Below are 21,285 nucleotides of genomic sequence, written 5' to 3' on the forward strand. Positions count from 1 at the left end.
ATGTTCGAACGTCTAATCCGCTTTGCCATCGCGCACCGATGGCTGGTCCTTCTAATCGTGGTCGGTATGGCGGCGATTGGAGTCTACAACTATCAACGTCTCCCCATTGACGCCGTCCCAGACATCACGAATGTTCAGGTCCAAATTAACACTGCGGCGCCCGGGTTCTCTCCGCTCGAGTCGGAGCAACGGGTAACGTATCCTATCGAGAACGTAATGGCCGGTCTGCCGAATCTTGAGCAGACAAGGTCCATTTCTCGTTATGGACTTTCCCAAGTGACGGTGACGTTCAAGGACGGGACCGACATTTACTTTGCTCGGCAGCTCGTGAACGAAAAGCTACAGGAGGCAAAGGAGCGCTTACCTGCGGGCGTCACCCCTGAAATGGGCCCCATTTCGACGGGCCTCGGAGAAATCTACCTCTGGACAGTAGAGGCCGATGAGAACGCACGCAAGTCCGATGGGACGCCGTACACGCCAACGGACCTTCGGGAAGTTCAAGACTGGATTATCAAGCCGCAGCTTCGCGTTGTGCCTGGTGTCACTGAGGTCAATTCCATTGGTGGATACGTGAAGGAGTACCACGTCGCCCCAAATCCGCAACGCCTGGCCGCATACGGCTTTACGATGAAAGACATCGTCGAGGCGATTGACCGTAACAACAGCACGGCAGGCGCCGGATATATCGAGCGCCGGGGCGAACAGCTTCTGGTTCGCGCACCGGGACAGGTACGGTCACTTGATGAGATTGCAAGCATCACGTTGGGAAACGCTCAGGGAATCCCAATTCGCGTTCGAGATGTGGCTGAGGTAAGTATTGGCCAGGAGCTTCGTACGGGCGCCGCGACTGACAACGGGCGCGAGGTAGTGCTTGGCACGGTCTTCATGCTTATCGGGCAGAACAGTCGCGCCGTGTCCCAGGCGGTCGACCTGAAGATGAAGGAGATTAATCGAACCCTCCCGAAAGGCGTGCATGCAATAACGGTCTATGACCGAACCGTGCTGGTCGACAAGGCCATTAATACCGTCAAGAAGAATCTGGTAGAGGGCGCGTTGCTCGTCGTCGCAGTGCTGTTTCTCTTCTTGGGGAACATCCGCGCTGCAATCATCGCTGCGATGGTCATACCGCTTTCGATGCTCTTCACCTTTACAGGCATGGTCACGTACAAGGTCAGCGCTAACCTGCTCAGCTTGGGCGCCCTGGACTTCGGCATCATCATCGACGGGGCTGTGGTTATCGTCGAAAACTGTGTGCGAAAGCTTGCAGAAGCGCAGGGACGGCTCGGTCGCCCTCTCACTCGAGCCGAACGCTTCGAACAGGTCTTCGCTGCGTCTCGCGAAGCGCGCCGGCCCCTTCTCTTCGGCCAGCTCATCATCATGGTGGTCTACCTGCCCATCTTTGCCCTCTCTGGGGTTGAAGGCCGGATGTTCCATCCGATGGCGATAACCGTCGTCATCGCCCTGCTCGGAGCCATGATTCTTTCGATTACTTTCGTTCCTGCCGCCGTAGCGCTGTTCATCGGTAAGTCGGTGGCGGAGAAGGAAAGCAGATTGATGCACCAAGCCAAGCGGCTCTACGAGCCGCTCCTTCGCAAGGTCATGGCCAACGGTGCTGTTGTCATTACGTTCGCTGTGGTCAGCATCGTACTCTCGGGCCTCCTAGCGACGCGTCTTGGCAGCGAATTTGCGCCAAGCCTGAACGAGGGAGACTTTGCCATCAACGCAAACCGCATCCCGGGTACAAGCTTGTCCCAAACAGTAGCTATGCAAGCTCAGCTCGAACGTGAGCTGAAAGCCAAGCACCCGGAAATTGAACGGGTGTTTGCCCGCACAGGAACGTCTGAGGTAGCCTCTGACCCGATGCCGCCAACGATGTCTGATGGTTACGTGATGCTCAAGCCAGAAGCACAGTGGCCGAAGCCGAAAAAGTCCCGCGACGAGTTGCTCGAGGCGATTCAAGCAACTGCAGCAACTCTGCCTGGTAACGCCTACGAGTTCTCTCAGCCAATCCAGCTCCGGTTTAACGAACTCATCTCTGGGGTCCGTAGCGACGTTGCTGTCAAAGTGTTCGGTGATGATATGGAGGTGCTCACCGAAACTGCTGAGCGACTGTCCAAGGCCTTGGCGAAAGTCGCTGGCGCGACTGATGTGAAAGTTGAGCAGGCAACCGGCTTGCCGACGCTAACGATAAATATCGATAGAAACAAAGCATCGAGATATGGCCTGGACATAAGCGATGTCCAGAACGCTGTCGCTACTGCTGTAGGGGGTACGGAAGCGGGACCGGTATTCGAAGGAGACCGTCAATTCGGCATCGTAGTCCGGCTTCCGGAGGGCACTAGGAACGATTTGGATTCGATGGGACGCCTGCCAATTGCGCTCCCACGCTTCGAGCAATCGACCTCTGGCCCGCGATTCATTCCGTTGCGTGAGGTTGCTACTCTGGAGGTTGGCCCTGGGCCCAACCAGATTAGTCGAGAAAGCGGAAAGCGGCGCGTTGTCGTGTCAGCGAACGTTCGCGGGCGAGACATCGGTTCTTTTGTGAACGAAGCCCGGGCGTCGATTGAAAAGTCCGTGTCGGTACCTGCAGGGTACTGGACAGTGTGGGGTGGCCAGTTTGAGCAGTTAGAGTCAGCGACCGGCCGGCTAAAAGTTGTAGTCCCGCTGGCTCTGCTTCTAGTGTTCACTCTGCTCTTCGCGATGTTCGGGAACCTTCGAGATGGGTTGATTGTGTTTTCCGGGATTCCGTTCGCGCTTACCGGTGGAGTGCTTGCACTATGGCTCCGTGGGATTCCGCTCTCAATCTCAGCCGCTGTCGGCTTCATTGCGCTATCAGGTGTTGCGGTGCTAAACGGACTGGTAATGGTCTCGTTTATCAAACGCCTGCAGGAAGAAGGAAGGCCACTTCATGACGCCATCCACGATGGGGCGTTGACCCGTCTGCGACCAGTGCTTATGACCGCTCTCGTGGCTTCAGTCGGGTTTATCCCAATGGCCATCGCAACTGGGACTGGCGCCGAGGTCCAGAGGCCGCTGGCAACGGTCGTCATTGGCGGCATTCTTTCCTCTACGGCGCTGACGCTGCTTGTTCTGCCAATCTTGTACCGGTTCGCCTATCGCCGCAGAAATGGTGTCATGGGGGCTGGCATGAAGCAGGAAATTATCTCTTAACCGGTTCCAGCAGCGGCTGAGGGAATAGCTCGGCCGCTGCGGATTAAATGCACCTACGCATTGGCATTATTTGCAAAGGTAAGCGTTGTTGGCCCCTTCTTCGCACAGGCAATAAAGAATCTTAGCAGTTTCATTAACGCCCGCGCGCCGACACGGAAGAACTACTTAATAAGCAATACCAAGCGATGTTGTAAACACGCGTGGAATTTGCTGTATCAGTCGATTCAAGCGTTGTCGTGATAAATTGCTGACTCCACATATCAGAAAAGATAAGCTATGCCAACCTATCAGGAATACCAGGAACAAATTGCAAAGTTGCAGATTCTTGCCGAGCAAGCACGCCAAGATGAGCTTAATGATGCCCGTCGAAAAGTTCGTGAGCTCATGGATGCGCACAAGCTATCGCCATCCGACTTTGCTGAGCCAAACAAGAAGGCAAAGCAGTCAGAGAAAAAAGGCACGGTTCAGGCTAAGTATCGCGACCCGGACTCCGGAGCAACTTGGACGGGCCGCGGCCGGGCACCACGTTGGCTCAACGGTCGAGACAAAGAGAAATTCCTTATCAAATAACAGGTAGTTCCGTCCTGATAAATTGAAATGGCTGTCGGTTTAACGGCGGTACGCTCAGTCATTTGCAGTCATTAGCGCAGCAGCTCCTGCTGCCTGCTGCCTCACTGATGGCCTTCAGCTCCGCAGTCACTTCTTCATCGCCCAGGCTGTACACGGGTGCGAATCCGCCGCCTGGAGTCCTGAAGTTCGTGGTCTGGCCCTGATAGACACGCGCGGCTGTCCACTGGACTCGGCTGTTGTACACGTAGCTGCGCAAGTCGAACTTCAAAGTCTCGGGACTGTCAGCCGTACCGGAAACCCGAACGCCAGGAGCGACAACTCGCTGAGCGATGTATTCGCCCGACAAGATTTCCTGCCAAACCCGCTTCGTTACCTTATCGCCCCGGTAGGCCGCTCTCCCTCCGTATCCAGCGACAGGCTTGAAGAACAGATTGCGTCGCTCGTTCCACAATCGTTCCGCGTTTTTGGTCGTGACGCTCTCGGTAAAAGGCACGTTGGCAACCAATATGTCGATAGTATCTTGGGGCACTCCCAGCCCTTCGAGCGTTGTGGCGTCACTCAGTATGGTGAGATTGCGCTTGTTCGCGTAGAGGGCATGAGCTTGAGGATGCGGGGTGAGTACAACCGCATCGTCACAGTACGCGTCATGCAAAGCACGCGACTCCGGCGCCTCAAGCATGAAATCAGTCAGCCGGTTGTAGACCAAGTCAATCATCAGCTCACCAAACCACAGCGCGCCGTCTCTGAAAACAAGTTCACTCGGGTCTGTAATGACTGCATTGATATCGTTTTTGGCGAACAGCCGCTGAAACAGAATAAATTCCGGGTAGAGGTATTGTTGCTGAGGTTGAGTGTCGACTATCGCAATGGTTCGCAAAGGCGAAGCTCGCTTTGCGCAGGCCCATTCGGCCTGGAACATCTGCACTATCTCGTCCTCGAACATTGCGCCGGAAAGGACAGCTTGTGCCAGCTGCGTATCGTCTAGGCAGCAGGTTCGATGCGCCCTTGCCATAGCAGCGTTGAGCATCGCACCTCCAGCATTTGTGTTTATTTCGATGAGGCCGAGGTTCGCGCCGTCCGGATGGAAGTCGTATCCGAAAAACACTCCTCGTGCGCCGTTTGCCCCTCTCTTGGCAATGTCGGGCGCATCAGCCAGTACAAGCTCCTGGTACGCGGGCAACTCAATGACAGACTCAAGGGCACGCACTACCTCCTCGATTCTGTCCGCCTGAGTCCTGGAGATAAAAACGGGCCGTGCCGAGAACAGATAAGGGCATCGCTCCTCTATCAGCTCGAAAAGCATGTTGTCGTGCAGTTCGCAGGACAACGCCGACTTCAAAGCAGACTTATCCAAGCTGCTGCAAAAGCAGGAACTGTTGAGCTGTTCTGCTGGCAACCTGGTCGAGTCGTAGTCGCTTGTCTGGTTGTCGGCAACGATGTCGGAATTTCGCATATGGTCCCTATCCTGGGTGCGAGCTCATGGCTCGGGTGCTCGGCGCCGCATGCCCGCGAAGGCGTAACGCGTTAGTAATTACAGAGACCGAGCTGAGGCTCATGGCGAGCGCGGCAACCATGGGTGACAACAGCTGTCCGGTGAAGGGATACAGCACTCCTGCAGCCAATGGAATCCCGAGCGCGTTGTAGACGAAGGCAAAGCCGAGGTTTTGCCACATATTCCGTACCGTCTGTACAGAGATGGAGCGAGCGACCGCAATGCCGCGTAAGTCCCCCTTCACGAGGGTGATGTGGGCACTATTGATGGCCACGTCCGTCCCGGTACCCATGGCGATGCCAACATTTGATTTAGCGAGCGCCGGCGCGTCATTGATACCGTCGCCGGCCATTGCAACGATGCGCCCTTCTTTTTGCAGCTTGTCGACCAATGCGAGCTTGTCCTGGGGCTTCACTTCGCCGTAGAACTCGTCTATTCCAAGTTTTGAGGCAACAGAGCGCGCCGTCGTGATTCCATCCCCGGTAGCCATCACAACAGTTATCCCATCGTTACGGAGGTTCGTCAGCGCCTCTACTGTCGTGGCTTTGATAGGGTCAGATACTGCCAGGAGGCCTACTAGCACGCCCCCCTCGGCAAGGTACATTACGCTGGCACCCTCGGCTCTCAAGCTCTCAGCAGGTCCCGTGAGGGCGTGCCAGTCGACATCCATAGACTCCATCAGCGCGGTATTTCCGAGTGCAACCCGCTTTCCGTCGACGGTACCCGTCACCCCAATACCGCTGGCAGACTCGAAGCTTTCAGGCTTTGATAGCAAAATCCCTCTGCTCTTTGCCTCAGCTACGATTGCGTGAGCCAGCGGGTGCTCGCTGCCCTGGTCAAGGCTGGCGGCGAGCTCAAGGACGTACTCGTCGTCGTACCCTGGCGCCGCGACAACGGTGTTGAACGCCGGCTTTCCTTCCGTTAGCGTGCCCGTCTTGTCGACGATGATGGTATTCACCTTTCGAAGGTCTTCAATAGCTGCAGCGTCGCGGAATAACACACCCTGCGTTGCCGCGCGGCCGGTTGCCGCCATGATGGACATAGGCGTGGCCAAGCCGAGCGCACAGGGACATGCAATGATAAGCACTGCCACCGCGTTAACGAACCCAAAGACCCAGCTTGGTTCCGGGCCGAACAGTCCCCAGACCACAAGGGTCAGAAGCGCAATTGCCGCGACAACGACCACGAAGTACCCAGCCACGGAGTCAGCGAGGCGCTGCATTGGCGCGCGCGAACGCTGTGCCTGCGAGACCATCTGAACAATCTGAGAGAGCATTGTTTCTGACCCAACCTTCTCTGCGGTCATGACGAGGCTTCCGCTTGTGTTAATCGTTGCGCCTATTAGTCGGTCACCAGGTCGTTTTGTTACGGGCACGGGTTCGCCAGTGAGCATCGACTCATCAACGGCGCTTTCCCCTTCCGCCACCAGTCCGTCTACCGGGACCTTTTCGCCTGGACGAACTCTGAGGGAATCTCCCACGTGTACATGGGTCAGTGGAACATCTTCTTCCCTACCGTCTGAAGCGATGCGGCGCGCCGTCTTGGGAGCCAGACCCAGCAACGATTTGATAGCAGCAGACGTTTGGGAGCGCGCACGGAGTTCGAGGATTTGACCGAGCAGAGTCAGCGAAACAATTACTGCCGCCGCCTCGAAGTAGACACCGATGCGGCCATGGCTCGCGAAAGTGACCGGAAAAGCGTTTGGCGCTAAGGTGGCCACGACGCTGTAGCCATACGCAGCCATGACCCCTGAGCCAATGAGCGTCCACATATTCGGGCTCCTGCGCACCAGGGACTGGAACCATCGCACGAAGAATGGCCAGCCAGCCCAGATAACGACCGGTGTGCTCAGCGCTAACTCAATCCAGTTCTGCCCAGGCAAGCCTGCCGGGAAAAGTACATGGCCGAACATTGCCAGCGCAAATACAACTACTGTCAGAGGTAGCGTCCACCAGAAGCGCCGACGGAAGTCCACCAGTTCCGGATTTTCTTCGTCGTCCAAGGAAGGAAGTTCAGGCTCTAACGCCATGCCGCATATTGGGCAGTTGCCTGGCTCGGGCTGCCGAATCTCGGGATGCATCGGGCACGTATAAATCGTCCCTGCAGGAGCGTCCGTTGAACGGACGTCTACCGGTTTCGCGGCAGCCAAATAACTCTCCGGCGCGGCCCTGAACTTCTCCATGCACTTTGGACTGCAGAAATGATAAATCTCGCCCCCAAACGTAATTTCTCGCTCAGGGTTTGGTCCGACCTTCATCCCGCATACTGGGTCAGTGAACGGTTTCGCGTCTGTCGGCTGGTTAGGAGAAGGCATGTTGTCTCCTACGTGAACATGACCTGTGAGTTGCACTCCAGAGTGCTTATGCGCTTTGTGGTCGCCATGCGTTTCGGTCGTCATACGTAGCTCCTAAAGACTTGCAGTTAGCTCATTGAACCAAAGCGTGATGACTCACTGTAAACCCTCCCATAATTGGAAGGTCAAGCGGTTTTCAGACATTCAGATACCGCGTGAGATGCGATATCTGAACTTCCTACTTATGAGAGGGTTTAGCTTTAAGCTGCCATTCGCTGGCACTCAGCCGCGCACTGTCGGCAGGCTTCGGCACACTTTTGGCAATGGTCCATTTGATGCTGTCCACACTCATCGGCGCAGGCTTCGCAGATTTCTGCGCACATGCGGCAAGCTGCCGCCGCGTGTGCGCTCCCACGCGCCATCAATGCTGCAGCGAAGCGGCAGGCTTGGGCGCAGTCCATGTCCAAAGCGATGCACTTTGCCATCGCGGCGACGTGCTCTTCCTTTAAACACATTGCTGCGCAGTTGTCACATGCGTTGGCGCATGCGTTGCATGCATCGATACAGCTTTGAAAAGAATTCATTTCCATGTCGTTCTCCAAATGTGAAGGTCAAGTTACTCGTAGTACGAAATTGGGTCGCGTCGGAGACGACCCAAGCGGGTGACGGTTAATCAAGTCTGCGTACGTTTGCAACCGGGACGAAGTCACAGTCACGGAACTGCTTGCACAGCATTTCCCTCATGTCGTTAATTGAGTTCTTCTGCATCGTTACGATGTTGTCGCAGTACCGGCGAAGACCATCGTGAGACAGGTCGCTTTTGACTTGGCATTCGAGGCTAGGGCTTAGCGCAGCAAAGTGGTGGCTGCTAAACACCTTGAGAAATTGTTCATCAAACTGGCGTCCAGCAGGGGTACGCTCAAGCATTTGAATCATCTGCATCCCGGAGGGGGCGAGCTTAGGCACGTACGAGACGCCGTACCACTCACGCAGCATTCGCTGGGCCTTTGCAATTTCCTCACGCTGACCGCGGTTGGCTTGGCGCGACATCGAACGAATTTCTTCGGCGGATGCCTTAGGGATGCTTTCTGCGTAGCCTGGCGTAGGTGTCGTACCTTCATCAGGGTTAATGATGGCCGGGTCCCGGACCCGGTCACTACCTGCCGCAAGTTCCGTCATACGTAGGGCCGAGTAATGGTGGTCAATGATGAAGGTCAAATAGTTCTTCTCAAATCGTGCCGTTCTTCCATCGCCTGGGCCTTCAGCGGACGCCGCGGACGAGAGAAGAAGAGCGCCGGCAGCCGTGACAGCAACAGCCGCCTGACTCCAGCCTGAGCGATAGGCGCGACCTGCCCTTCCGGTATTTGCGGAGAGTTTGGAATTCATGATTTCCTCTTAACGTAATGAAAGCGATAAAGTGCATGCAAGTTCGACGGCCGTCGTAACGAAAACGGCAGCCAGGGACAAGCTGGAATGCTTACAGGATTACGAAGAGGAATTTCGGCGGTCGCTCTAAGCCAGCTGAGATGTGGCTTGCGAATATGCCAGGGGGAGTTACTACGGGGGAGTCGCTTTTGAAGGACTGAATTTTGGCCGAGTGCACTGACGGGGGAGCACCTGCTCCTAGACCGCATGCTGCGCAAGGCTTGCATGAGCCGGTTTTCTTTGGATGCAGTTGGGAAGGTTCGCCGGTCGAGTCATCCTCAACCATCTGCATACTGCCTGTGTCTTCGCACGGCATCTTCGAATTTACTCTCGCTTCACCTCCCCCAGGCACCAAAATCATCGACTGTGTCTGTGCGCGTACGCAGCACCCTCCTACCACAGCAGCTAGTCCCTGTAGAGGGACCGCCACCAGTAGGAGCCAGAGCATGCACACGCGGAAAAGACCTCGTTTCATGTTGGCAGTCTAGCAGCGAGAAAAAACCTGGGGCACACCGTACTGTCAGGAAAACCTAGATACGAAAACGCTAGGTTGAAGTCCGTCCTTTGAAGCTAGACTGGCGCCAGGCAACTACTTGGCAAGTACTCGTCGCTTACTGTGGAGTATGCGCCTCGCCCGCCAAGCAGCCTGCTGCCGTCTAACGTCACATGGCCGCTGGTGGCTGCTGTGAGGTCAGGACAGCGGCCGCAATTAATGCGGCTAGTAGAACAACGCTCTCAACAATCAAAACAAGTCTTACAGACTGCAGCCCCGGCGTAGAGTGCCGTGCACGTGCAAGTCCAAACACCTTGTTATATCCACCGAGGACAAGTGCCACGCTTACAAAGCAAAGCTTCACTAAGAGTGCCGTCGTGTAGAGACTACTGGCAAACAGGTTGTCTACGGTTCCAACCCTGTTCCATGCATTGAACAAGCCCGTTGCGAATACTGCTACGACTGCGACCACAGCTGCTGCAGACATCGATTCCAGATAGTGAGCTTTTCGGTTCAAGTCAGGTTGCCCTGCGCCGTTGTCCATCGCTTTCCACGCTGAGACAGCTACTAAGCCCGTCCATGCGCCCATCGCAGTCAGATGGACTACCTCCGCTGCGAAAGGCAGAGTCCAGTAACCGTTTTCGCCGGCATGCCCCATTGACGCGCGTACAAACGCGAAGAGGCCTAGACCTGCCAGCACTGTCCACTCACGCCACACTGCAGTCGAACGAAGTGCTCGAATGACCAGTACTAGGGTAATCGCGAAAAATGAGATATAGCCGGCCCGCCCAATGCTTGTCATGGTCAACATCTGCCAGACTACGTCCTTGGCTTCTTGTAAGCCAACACCGCCCATTACGGCGGCGGATGCCCACAACATAGCGCCCGTCCCTAGTACGCCGAGTGTAGCTGCGGCGATGTCGCCTGAGCGTAGCAGGGCTTCAGCGTCGGTACGTGAGACACCTGACGCCACAAGCCAACGGCGCGCCAGCCATGAGCCGACAAGCCACGCGAACGCGGCGTTCAAGGCGACGACTGACCCAACTTGAAGGCCCAGGACGCTATCCACTTATTTCACCGAGAATGAGAACGTGCCCGTGCGGCGGTGACCGTCGTGACCAGCGACGGCCCATTTAACGGTATAAGTGCCAGTAGACAGACCTTTGGTTTGGAGACGCACAATTGCTGGGTTGGCGGTATCGACCTTCGCCTTATCGGTCTCAACGACCTTGCCGTCGGTATAAGTCAACGTCACGGTGCTAAACGCTTGCTCAACTTTCTCGTTGAAGGTCAGAGAAATTTCGGCCGGCGCCGTTTCCAGTACAGCTCCTGGCGTCGGGTTCGAAGCTGTAAGCTTTGCGTGCGCCATCGCGAGCGGGGCTGCGAGGGTAGCTACCGCAAAGACACATGCGGTTACGATTTTTTGAACGGTTTTCATGTTTGACCTCTATGTAGGTTTTGGTTACTTAGCTTTACGGGAAGACCAGTGAACATGCGTTATGAGCCACTTGTCACCTTGCTTTTCCAGTACGGCAGTCTCTGTCCCAAACGAGTGAACGTTCGTTCCTTTGAACTTGCCCTTTGTCTCCGTTTCGCGTGTGACGATGGCGATATTCCCCTCAATTCGCTCGTTCTGGCGAATGACCGTCTGGCTCGTCGCTTTGGCAAAGGCCATGTCACTTGGCAGATGGTGGCCAGCATATTCGTCGCGTGAACGCTCAACGTAACCCGACTCGAAAATCTGGATAGTCGAGGAGAGGAAGACGGTAGCCGCATCAGCCTTCCCCGCTGACAGCGCGTCATGAAACGCAGAGACGGTTTCGAGTGGAGTCGCAGCGAATGCCTGGAGGGACGCGGCAGAGAGCGCGATGGCAAAAAGTGTTTGGCGCATAGATTTTTATATGTTTGTAATGGTTGGGGGCAGCACGACAAGCCGATTTTCGATTACTAGACTTGTCGTGCTCTTAACTGCTCTCGAACTTCTTACTTCTTCGGCGCTGCCCAAGATTTTTTCATCTCAGCCATGTGCGCTACTTCCTTCTTCTGCATTTCGACGAGCTTGTTCGCAAACTCCTTAACTTCGGCATGCTGGAGTTTTGGCGCTGCAGTTTGGGCCATTTTGATGGCGCCCTTGTGGTGCTGGGTCATCATGTCCACGAACTGCCGGTCGAACTGTTCACCCTTGGCGGAAGTCAGCTTTTCGCTTGACATCCCTTTCATCGACTCCGGCATCCCTGGCATCTTCATGTTCATCGCCTCCGGCTTGCCGGCATACCACTGCTCTTTCCATCCCTTGAGCTGGGCAATCTCTTTTTCCTGCTCGGCCATCATCTTCTTAGCCATGTCTTTGAGATGCTGGCTGTCAGTACGACTGTCTACCAAGCTGGCCATATGCATCGCCATCTGATGATGCATTGCCATCGTGTCCAAAAACTGCTGTTCGTAGGGCGCTTTTGCGGCGTTCGGTGAGCTCTTGTGCATCGAGTGCATATTCGCCATCTCGTGTCCGGCGCCGCCGTGCGAGCCGCTTTGATGCTGTGGCATAGCACTTGCTGACATAGCGATGAACATGAACGATGCGAGTGCGATTTTCGAGATTTTCATATTTACTCCTTGGTTGGTTGCAAACATACTCATCCCCTTGCGACTAGCGTCGACGGTGAGTTAGGACGACGACGCCTTGTACTAGCTGGCTACTTACTTCTGAACTGCGAGCTGCGTGACGACGTATCGTCCCTCGAGCTTTTCGGCGACAAACTTGATTTTGTCGCCCGCTTTAAGGGCATCAAGCGCCGACGCATCCTTTACCCCAAACACCATCGTCATCCCAGGCATGCCCAGATTTTCGAGTGGACCATGTTTGATGGTGAGGCGGCCGGTGTCTTTGTCTACTTTCTTGACTTCGCCGTCGGACATGGTCGTCTCCTGGCCGGCGATGGCAGTAGGTGCGTGATTTCCGTGGTCATGCGATTGGGCCATGGCGCCATTGACGGCGGTAAGCGCAAACGTAGCCGCGGCGAAGTGGGTGACGATTTTTGCGATTTTCATTGGTATCTCTTCTTTCAAGTTAGGTAGCGGTCGTTTCTAACCGCCAGTTGCACGTTCGATTCGGTTACTCAGCAACCCTATTTCCTGTCAGTGCCCGGAGTGGCCTGACGGCTTGCGGACGTTAAACTCTACGTTCTGCGCTGGCTTCGGCCCAGGCATGGATTGCCCGCCGGCCGATGTACTTCTAACTGCTTCAGGTGGCGCACCGTTCCATTCGTAAGCGAGCGTGCCAGCTGGGTGCTTGTACCAACCAGGGTCGCTGTAGTCGCCGCGCTTCTGGTCTTTACGGACCTTCATCACGGTGAACATACCCCCCATTTCAACTCCACCGAAGGGGCCTTGGCCACCCATCATCGGAAGAGTGTTTTCCGGCAGCGGCATCTCCATCTCACCCATCGAGCCGCCCGTAGAGCCCATCGCCATGTAATCCGGAATAATTGAACTAATCTTCTTCGCAGCGTCGCGTTGGGAGACGCCAATCATGGTCGGAACGTCGTGGCCCATTGCGTTCATGGTGTGATGGGACTTATGGCAGTGGAATGCCCAGTCACCTGGGTTATTCGCGACAAACTCGATGGCACGCATCTGGCCCACGCCAACGTCAACGGTCACTTCTGGCCAACGCGATTCCGGCCGGGTCCAACCACCGTCCGTGCCAGTCACTTCGAATTCGTGCCCGTGCAGGTGAATCGGGTGATTGGTCATCGTCAAATTGCCGAAGCGAATACGCACACGCTCACCCTGGCGCGCGACCATCGTGTCGATACCTGGGAAGACGCGACTGTTAAATGTGAACAGATTAAAGTCCAGCATGGTCGAGGTCTTTGGCACGAAGCTTCCTGGCTCAATGTCGTAGCTTCCGAGCAGGAATACGTAATCGCGGTCGACCTTCATGAAGTTAGGATTCTTCGGGTGGGTTACCCAGAATCCCATCATCCCCATGGCCATCTGCACCATTTCATCGGCATGCGGGTGGTACATGAACGTACCGGGCCGCTTGGCCTCGAACTCGTACACCATCGTCTTACCAGGCTGGATGCCTTTTTGCGTCAAACCGGTAACACCGTCCATACCATTTGGAAGTGGTTGGCCATGCCAGTGGATGCTGGTGTGCTCCGGCAGACGGTTGGTCACGAAAATACGAACACGGTCACCTTCGACCACTTCGATGGTCGGCCCCGGTGACGCGCCGTTATACCCCCACAGGTTTGCCTTCATGCCAGGCGCAAACTCACGCACAACCGGCTCAGCAACCAGGTGGAACTCCTTAACTCCGTTGTTCATGCGCCATGGGAGCGACCACCCGTTAAGAGTCACAACCGGGTTGTAAGGACGGCCGTTCGGTGGCGGTGGTGGAACCTGCGTCGCAGCGCTCTGCATGATTACTGCTTCTGGGAGGGATGCTGCGCCGACTCGGCTAACCACCCCGGCCCCGACCAGTGCCGCGGCACCGGTGAACAAATCTCTACGTGAAACCATCTCAACTCTCCAATTAATGTTCAGCCGCTGGCGCGGAACTCGACGCTGCAACGGTTGGCTGTGAAACGGCCCCTCCGCTGCCGTTTATGGCCGCTTGCAGCTCGGTCTCTGCAATCCAGAAATCTCGTTGCGCTTCAATGGCGCCGTTGACGCTCGTGATTTGGTCGCGCGAGTCAGCCAGCAATTCGAAAACACTGGCAAGCATCCCGTTGTACCGAAGGAGGACCTCTTCCGAAATCTGCTTTCTTAGCGGGACCACCTGGTCGCGATAGTGCTTGGCGACGTCATAGGTCGTGCGGTACGCCGAGTACGCTTCTCGCACTTCCGAGCGCGCGCGAACAGCAGCGTCGGCGGTGCGATTGACCGAGAGCATGTACGTTGCCTTCGCACGAGCACGTCGAGCCCCACCCCAGTCGAAGATAGGTAGCTCAAGCGATATTTCGTAGCCGTTCTCACGAGGCGCGCCGGTAGTGCTTTTGTTGGCGTATCCAGCGTCCAGAACATTGATAAAGCCTGTAGCGTTCGTCAGGCCCAGTGACCGAGCGGTAGCATCAACGTCCCGCTTCGCAATCTGGATGTCGAGTCGCTGCTCCATCGCAAGAGCCTCGAGCGCCCCCGGCTCATTCGGCTTTTGGGGGAGGTCTGGCAGACGGTCGGGAATCTTATAGTTGACGTTCGAACCCCAGAGGCCTAGTAAGCGGGCAAGTTGCTCTCGCGTTGCCGTAGCAGCGTGCCGGGCGCGGGCATACTGCGTCGTCGCCTCCGCGTAGAAAGCCTGCTCACGTGCCCTGTCCAGTTTGCTCCAGTTGCCAACCTTGGCTTGCTCCTGTGCGAGCTGGGCTCCAGCCTCGGCAGAAGTCACTACCTGGCTCATAAATTTCTCTGTCTGAGCAGCTGCAACAGCGCTGAAGTACGCACGACGTGTTTCGCCAGCCAGACGAACTGCTTCTGATGCAGCCGTTATCTTGGCTTGCTCGAATCGGCCCTGCTCAATAGTGCTTCGCAGTGGAATAGTCAGCAGACCAATAAGGTCAAACATCACGCTACGTTCGATTTCGACTTCATCGCCGCCACGCATCCGGCTGAATGAAAAGCCCGGGTTACGCATACGGCCGGCTTGGACAAAGTCGGCTTCGGATACACCGAGCTCAGCGAGCGAAGCTTGAAGGCCGCGGTTGTTGAGCAATGCAATCTGCACCGCAGAATCAGGCGTCAACGGCGCTGCCAGGAGCTTGGAGACTTGGGCAGAGCTAGCCTGCGCGTCGCTGTCGGTTCTTTCGCCGGTCACTCCAAAGCCGATACGGGGCTGCGTCAACTTCGAGACGTCGCTCGCCCCGCCGTCATTGGACAACGTCGAACATCCGGCTAAAACCGATACGGCCAGCAAGAGACTGGAAGTCTTGAGTAATGGTGTGAATACGATAGGCTTCATTTTTTCGTCTCTTTTCCTTGTTGCTGATGCTGTTCATGCGACGCCTCATTCGCCGCACCCTTTGCAGGGGCTGGGCGAGTAGCATTGGCCGGCATTTTTTCCTGGCCCATCTGGTGTCCTGCATGGGGGTCGGGCTTTGGCACCGGCGCCATCTGGTGCCCGGCGTGTGGGTCAGGCTTTGTCACCGGCGCCATTTGATGACCCGCGTGTGGCTCCGGCTTAGTCATTGGTGCCATCTGGTGCCCTGCGTGGGGGTCCTGCTTTACCGCCGGTGCCATTTGATGGCCTGTATGCGCTGCCGGCGAACGTTGGCCAGTCGGGGCCGCTGGAGCGATAGCTTGAGCTGGCATCTGATGACCCGCATGTGGGGTCTGGCCAGCCGGTTCGGCTGGTGTTCCGTGGCCGGCATGGGCGCCCGAAGTCGCGCCTTGAGTCGGCATCGTGTGGCCACTGTGGCTCCCTGCACCTTGCGCTGCTGGCGCGTGGCCCGCATGAGCGCCACCGTGCATACCCTCACTCGCGACAGTAGCGTTAGCCTCTTTCCAAACTTTGTCAGGCGAGACGTTATCCGTAGCAGCCGGTATGTAAGTAGAGAAAGCAGACGTGTACGTCGTTTGTGAAACCTGCGCAGCCGGGTCGGCCGCTTTGAGTGAAGCTGGTGGCTCGCCCGCGACGGACGCGAACGATGTTACGGCTACCGCACTGGCGGCAACAAAACGTTTGGAGAACATAGTCGTCCCATAATCGAAAGTAGACGCGCAGCAGTAATGCGCGACAAAAGCACAACGGAATACGAGCGAGTACGCGCGTCGTTGCTACCGAAAACGATTAAGCGGCGAGAAGCCGAGGGGGACGTTCGAGACTGTCGGGAATGAAACCGGCGACGAGAGTAGAGCCAAAGGTCACATAGACCTCAGCGCTATTGAAGGAAGGTTTGAAGGTCAACAATTGCGGTGGTGCAACGGCACAAACAAAGCACGCAGCACAAGCACTGCATGACCCATGTTTGAGCGATTTGGAAGCGTCGTTATCTTGGTCGTCTGAGGACGCCATTTCTGAGCACTCTTCCTCATCACCTGACTGCTGGTCCATAACGGCATCGTGTGAACTTGCCGACGCGTCGCTGTGGTCCATCGAGGTGGCTGCGACCATGGTCATGCCCTGATGGCCAGAATTGCAAGTGCGCAGCACATTTGCCGCGAATGCCTGGAAGGGCATCACGGCAATTAGCAGCCATAGCAAATAGGTTTTCAGGGTGCGATTCATTGGTCGAGAGTGTAGCACGGTCGTTTATATCGTCAAGGCGACGCAAATTGAACGATACAGCTTCCCACAATGGGAAGGTCAAGCGAAATCGTAGACTCCCCGATAAGAAAAACGATGTATGCCCCGCCGCGCGCCGATGGCAGTTGTCATTAGTGCAAAAAAGTAGTACTTATGCTGAGCAACGATATATTCTGTCCTTGCACCTTGCAATTAATTACACTTCACCGCCCTCATCCAACTAATGAACCTCGTCCGCCTTCTGCTTTCACTGTTGCTTCTCGTGTCCGCACACGCAGGCGCCCAGGATGCGAAACTCAGCCAAAACTATCGCTTCTGTGAAGCTGGCTACTCAAGCTGTGACGTATCCCTCTTAAACGCGTCGCAGCTTGAGCAAGTACGCCAGTCCGCCCTGACGCGAAATTTTCGGTATTGCGACAGCGGGTATTCTAGTTGCGATTTGGGTCTGCTGACAGAACGTCAGCGAGCACAGGTTCATGGCTCGGCCCTGGCACGCAACCTCCGTAACTGTGATAGCGGTTACAGCAGTTGCGACCAATCCCTATTGACACCGTCCCAGCAAGTTCAAGTCAGCGAATCGCATCTAAAGCGAAATTTCCGCAACTGCGACAGCGGCTATTCATCCTGCGACCCGACTTTGCTGACCCAGCAACAGCAGGGAAAAGTTGCAGTCTCGGCCTTGGACCGAAATTTCACGAACTGCGACAAAGGTTATTCGGCGTGCGATACGGCTCTGCTGACAGCAGCGCAGCGCAAGCAAGCCGAGGTATCCGGCCTTACTCGCAACTTCCGAAACTGCAACAGCGGATACTCTACCTGCGATACCAGTCTTCTCACAGACATCCAGCGCACCACGGTTGAACAGTCTGCATATCGTCGGAATTCGTACAACTGCCAGAAGGGGTACAGCAGTTGTATCTACACAGCAAGGGCGTCAGCCACACTACCTCCGGCGTCAGGGCGCACTGCGAACGCGTCGCATGCGCGCGCCGAATCCAATAGTACAGGTGGTAAACAGCCTGCGTACGAGAGGCCTTACAGCGCGTCCATCAAGCCCCATGCACCAACTACGGCTCTAGTTTCGGGGGCAGCTGAGTCAGCTCCGTTGCCCGCGCCAAGCGGACCTTCTTGCGCTGAGAATGGGTCCTGCTACGGAGACATTAGCTCGGCCACTATGCGGCCTAAGACAACACATGTAAGCGGGTACACCCGACGTGACGGCACTTACGTTCGCGGACATTATCGCAGCAAGTAGCCCATCAATTATTGACATGGCGCGACCAAACTTTCCTCTCGAAATTTGGTCTTGACCTTCCCATCGTAGCAACCACTATCTTGGAATCCCACCCTTCCAAGGAGCTGTTATGTATGAACTGAATGTCCTAAAAATGAACTGTGGAGGATGCGTCCGCGGTGTTACACAGGCGGTGCAAGCTCTCGACGGCGCTGCTCGTGTCGAGGTCGACCTCGCAAGTAAGAAAGTACGCGTAGCTACAGATATGGACTTCGATGCCGTCAAGTCGGCAATCATCAATGCTGGTTACCCGGTGATAGAAGCCGCTGGCTCCTAATGCCACCAGGCAGAGCGGGCAACCCGCTCTGCCTCGCTTTCGCAACTACTCACTTGGCATGCGCCTGACCAAGTGTCCGCAACCGGCATCCTGCTTCGCAAAAGTTCCCAACCCAAATACCTCACCTCCAGCGAGCGCCCGAGCTAAGCGCAGGCATGTGGCTTCGCTAACTCATCAAGAATCGGACAATCTGGATGACTGTCGCCATGGCAGTTGTTGGCCACGTGGTATAACTGAGCCCGAATCGACTGAAGTTTCGCAATGTCCTCATCGAGCTCAGCGATGTATCTCTGGGCTAACTCTTTCACGTCTGCGCTATGTCGGCCGCGGTCCTGCCAGAGGCTTAGCAAGGTTTTGATGCGCTCAATTGAGAATCCCAGGTCGCGAGAGCGTTTGATGAAGCGTAAGGTTTGCACGTCATTCGTAGTGTATTGACGGTAACCAGAGTCAGTGCGATTCGCAGCCGTAATCAGGTCTATGCTTTCATAGTACCGAATCATCTTGGCGGTAACGCCTGAGGCGTCGGCAGCTTGTCCGATGTTCATCATTTACCTCCGATAGCAAAGGCCGGCTTCCACCGGCGGAGAAGCAGCGCGTTCGATACTACGCACACGCTTGAGAGAGCCATTGCAGCTCCTGCAATGATTGCGTTGAGGTAGCCCAGGGCAGCAAGTGGTATGCCTACAATGTTGTACACGAAGGCCCAGCCTAAATTTTGCTGAATCTTCCGGTACGTCTTCTTCGATATGTCGATAGCATCCGCAACCAGCCTCGGGTCTCCCCGCATCAACGTAATCCCTGCGGTATGCATCGCTACGTCCGTGCCGGTAGACATAGCAATCCCAACGTCTGCAGATGCAAGAGCCGGCGCGTCGTTGATGCCATCGCCTACCATTGCGACGACCTTGCCACCGCTCTTTAGCGCGGCTACTACATCGGCCTTGTCAGAGGGGAGCACCTGGGCACGAAAATCGTCTATACCTACAGCGATGGCTACACTTCGAGCGCTACCAGCGTTGTCCCCGGTAAGCATGACTGAGGCCACGCCGATATCTCTCAAACGACTCACTGCAGCCTTGGCCGATGGCTTCAACGTATCCCCAAACGCGAGCAATCCAGCCAGCTCGACTTTGCCATTCTGTTGCACAGCAAGCCAAGAGACCGTTCGGCCGGCGGCTTCATGGCGCGCTGCCGACGCGTCAATATCGCTGAGCACGACGCCTATCTCCTCCAACAGCCTACGGTTTCCCAGAAAAACCGTCGCCCCTTGGACGTCGGCGCGAACGCCTCGACCGGGAAGTGCCTGTGCATTCGTGGCTGGAAGCCTCCTAACTCCGCTCTTCTGAGCTTCTGCTTCAACCGCCTTCGCAAGGGGGTGGTCACTATATTGCTGGACAGCCTGCGCTAGGGAGAGAACCTCGTTTTCGGTTCTTCCAATTCCTTCGGTAGCAACCACAGCTGGCTTGCCCTCAGTCAGGGTGCCGGTCTTATCGAAAGCCACCACGTTCACTGCGTGCGCTGTCTCAAGCGCCTCCGCGTCTTTGATGAGAATCCCGTAACGTGCTGCGACGCCAGTTCCTGCCATTATCGAAGTGGGAGTCGCAAGACCGAGTGCACAAGGACAAGCGATAACTTGCACTGCTACGGCGTTGAGTAGCGCTTGCTGCCAGTCGCCCGTCAGCAGGCCCCACCCGAAAAAGGTCACAACTGAAATAAGGAGAACAACCGGTACAAACACGGCGCTGACCTTGTCGACTAAACGCTGAATTGGTGCCTTGACCGCTTGCGCGTCTTCGACGAGCCTGATGATATTGGACAGCATAGTGTCGCCGCCAACCGCAGTGGCCTGCAGGACAAGCATGCCCTCGGCATTCACTGCACCACCGGTGACCAGGTCGCCGACGTTTTTCGCGACCGGCAGGCTTTCGCCGGTAAGCAGCGATTCATCAAGATGACTGGTACCTTCGACGACCTTGCCATCGACCGGTACACGGTCGCCTGGCCGGACAATGACCAGGTCACCAACGACGACCTGTCCAACTGGAATCTCGGCATCATGGCCACCTCGTCGTACCAATGCGACTGTGGCACGTAACGACTCAAGGGCACGCAATGCGGCGACAGTCTGATGTTTCGCTCGTGCCTCTAACCATTTGCCGAGAAGAACTAACGTAATCACGACGGCGGAGGTCTCGAAGTAAAGATGCGACATCCCCTCATGATTGCCTTGTGTGAGAAGTAGATACACCGACAGCCCGTACGCCGAGGTGGTCCCGAGAGCGACCAAGAGGTCCATATTCCCTGTACGCGCAAGGAGAGCTTTCCAGCCAGCCTTATAGAATCGGGCGCCTAGCCAAAACTGGACTGGCGTTGCCAACGCCAGCTGCAGCCAGCCAGGTAGAGCCAGGTCTAAGCCGAACGGCATAAGCAGCATCGGCAACACGAGCGGCAGACTTAGTAGCGCTGCCGCCGCAACCGGCCACCAAGTTGGGAAACCGCTCTGCAGAGCGTCCTGTTGAGCAGAGGCGTCAGTTGCGGCGACAGCATGATAGCCGGCCTTTTCGACAACTCCAATCAACTGCTCAACTGTCACGCCGACAGCGGTGACACGTGCCTTCTCGGTCGCGAGATTCACCGAGGAATCGGTTACGCCAGGCACGTTCTTGAGTGCCTTCTCGACACGCCCCACACAGGATGCGCACGTCATTCCAGAGACCGAGAGTGTGAACGTTTCACTGTGCACTTCATAACCAGCCTTTTCGACAGCGGTATAGAGCGTATTGGGACTCACCCCTGAGACAACGTGAACGGTCGCCTTTTCTGTGGCCAAATTGACAGCAACGCGCTCTACACCAGCAACGGCCTTCAAGGCTTTCTCAACACGGCCGACACAGGAGGCGCACGTCATGCCGCCCACTGGGAAAGTGAAGGCCGCCGCTGCGACGGTAGGTTTGATGACTGCATTCATTTTGATTCTCCGGTCCTCGATTAAAAGAAGGATAGACCTTCCAGCGATGGTAAGGTCAA

17 protein-coding genes are annotated in these 21,285 nt (G+C 56.1%); 3 read left to right on the top strand and 14 right to left on the bottom strand.

Going from position 1 to position 21,285, the window contains the following annotated elements; translation table 11 throughout:
- Both G4G31_RS19215 and G4G31_RS19220 read left to right on the top strand, forming a co-directional pair.
- Positions 1 to 3,171, top strand: a complete 3,171-nt coding sequence (locus tag G4G31_RS19215) for an efflux RND transporter permease subunit (protein WP_182988971.1) — start codon at positions 1 to 3, stop codon at positions 3,169 to 3,171.
- A 276-nt stretch (positions 3,172 to 3,447) separates the two neighbouring features.
- Positions 3,448 to 3,741, top strand: a complete 294-nt coding sequence (locus tag G4G31_RS19220; protein ID WP_082493945.1) for an H-NS family nucleoid-associated regulatory protein — start codon at positions 3,448 to 3,450, stop codon at positions 3,739 to 3,741.
- Between the two features lie 58 nt (positions 3,742 to 3,799).
- Here the strand turns inward: G4G31_RS19220 and G4G31_RS19225 are convergent, their stop codons facing one another.
- From G4G31_RS19225 to G4G31_RS19280, 12 genes are all read right to left on the bottom strand, one after another.
- Positions 3,800 to 5,194: a hypothetical protein gene (locus G4G31_RS19225; protein ID WP_182988972.1), complete on the bottom strand. Its 1,395-nt coding sequence runs from the start codon at positions 5,192 to 5,194 to the stop codon at positions 3,800 to 3,802.
- Between the two features lie 7 nt (positions 5,195 to 5,201).
- Positions 5,202 to 7,547 carry a heavy metal translocating P-type ATPase gene (locus tag G4G31_RS19230; protein WP_202033660.1) on the bottom strand — a complete coding sequence of 782 codons (2,346 nt, stop codon included), beginning with the start codon at positions 7,545 to 7,547 and terminating at the stop codon, positions 5,202 to 5,204.
- A 239-nt stretch (positions 7,548 to 7,786) separates the two neighbouring features.
- Positions 7,787 to 8,116 carry a four-helix bundle copper-binding protein gene (locus tag G4G31_RS19235; RefSeq protein ID WP_182988974.1) on the bottom strand — a complete coding sequence of 110 codons (330 nt, stop codon included), beginning with the start codon at positions 8,114 to 8,116 and terminating at the stop codon, positions 7,787 to 7,789.
- A gap of 79 nt (positions 8,117 to 8,195) precedes the next feature.
- Complete coding sequence (locus G4G31_RS19240) at positions 8,196 to 8,912, bottom strand: DUF305 domain-containing protein (protein ID WP_182988975.1); 717 nt, start codon at positions 8,910 to 8,912, stop codon at positions 8,196 to 8,198.
- Between the two features lie 701 nt (positions 8,913 to 9,613).
- Positions 9,614 to 10,324: a copper resistance D family protein gene (locus G4G31_RS19245; protein ID WP_182988976.1), complete on the bottom strand. Its 711-nt coding sequence runs from the start codon at positions 10,322 to 10,324 to the stop codon at positions 9,614 to 9,616.
- 189 nt (positions 10,325 to 10,513) lie between these two features.
- Positions 10,514 to 10,882, bottom strand: a complete 369-nt coding sequence (copC, locus tag G4G31_RS19250) for a copper homeostasis periplasmic binding protein CopC (RefSeq protein ID WP_056344022.1) — start codon at positions 10,880 to 10,882, stop codon at positions 10,514 to 10,516.
- Positions 10,883 to 10,906: 24 nt separating this feature from the next.
- A complete protein-coding gene (locus G4G31_RS19255) occupies positions 10,907 to 11,335 on the bottom strand; it encodes a DUF4440 domain-containing protein (RefSeq protein WP_056344019.1) in 429 nt (142 codons plus the stop codon).
- Between the two features lie 92 nt (positions 11,336 to 11,427).
- On the bottom strand, positions 11,428 to 12,048 hold the full coding sequence (locus G4G31_RS19260) for a DUF305 domain-containing protein (RefSeq protein ID WP_056344016.1): 621 nt from the start codon (positions 12,046 to 12,048) through the stop codon (positions 11,428 to 11,430).
- Positions 12,049 to 12,141: 93 nt separating this feature from the next.
- Positions 12,142 to 12,492 (bottom strand): copper-binding protein, encoded by a 351-nt coding sequence (locus tag G4G31_RS19265; RefSeq protein WP_056344013.1) that lies wholly within the window; start codon positions 12,490 to 12,492, stop codon positions 12,142 to 12,144.
- Between the two features lie 87 nt (positions 12,493 to 12,579).
- Positions 12,580 to 13,971: a multicopper oxidase family protein gene (locus G4G31_RS19270; RefSeq protein WP_182988977.1), complete on the bottom strand. Its 1,392-nt coding sequence runs from the start codon at positions 13,969 to 13,971 to the stop codon at positions 12,580 to 12,582.
- Between the two features lie 13 nt (positions 13,972 to 13,984).
- A complete protein-coding gene (locus G4G31_RS19275; protein ID WP_182988978.1) occupies positions 13,985 to 15,403 on the bottom strand; it encodes a TolC family protein in 1,419 nt (472 codons plus the stop codon).
- Positions 15,404 to 16,231: 828 nt separating this feature from the next.
- The gene (locus tag G4G31_RS19280; RefSeq protein ID WP_182988979.1) at positions 16,232 to 16,669 is read right to left on the bottom strand and encodes a hypothetical protein; all 438 of its coding nucleotides are present in this window, start codon (positions 16,667 to 16,669) and stop codon (positions 16,232 to 16,234) included.
- A gap of 1,382 nt (positions 16,670 to 18,051) precedes the next feature.
- Here G4G31_RS19280 and G4G31_RS19285 point away from each other — a divergent pair.
- Positions 18,052 to 18,258, top strand: coding sequence for a heavy-metal-associated domain-containing protein (locus G4G31_RS19285; protein WP_182988980.1), 207 nt, complete (start codon positions 18,052 to 18,054; stop codon positions 18,256 to 18,258).
- Between the two features lie 143 nt (positions 18,259 to 18,401).
- Here G4G31_RS19285 and cueR read toward each other — a convergent pair whose 3' ends face one another.
- Together cueR and G4G31_RS19295 are read right to left on the bottom strand one after the other, a co-directional pair.
- Complete coding sequence (gene cueR / locus G4G31_RS19290) at positions 18,402 to 18,803, bottom strand: Cu(I)-responsive transcriptional regulator (protein WP_056343996.1); 402 nt, start codon at positions 18,801 to 18,803, stop codon at positions 18,402 to 18,404.
- A complete protein-coding gene (locus G4G31_RS19295) occupies positions 18,803 to 21,226 on the bottom strand; it encodes a heavy metal translocating P-type ATPase (RefSeq protein WP_182988981.1) in 2,424 nt (807 codons plus the stop codon). Before G4G31_RS19295 ends, cueR begins: the two co-directional genes overlap by 1 nt.
- Positions 21,227 to 21,285 lie beyond the last annotated feature (59 nt).

Origin of the sequence: Massilia sp. Se16.2.3 (genome assembly GCF_014171595.1) — a bacterium.
Classification (GTDB): domain Bacteria; phylum Pseudomonadota; class Gammaproteobacteria; order Burkholderiales; family Burkholderiaceae_D; genus Telluria.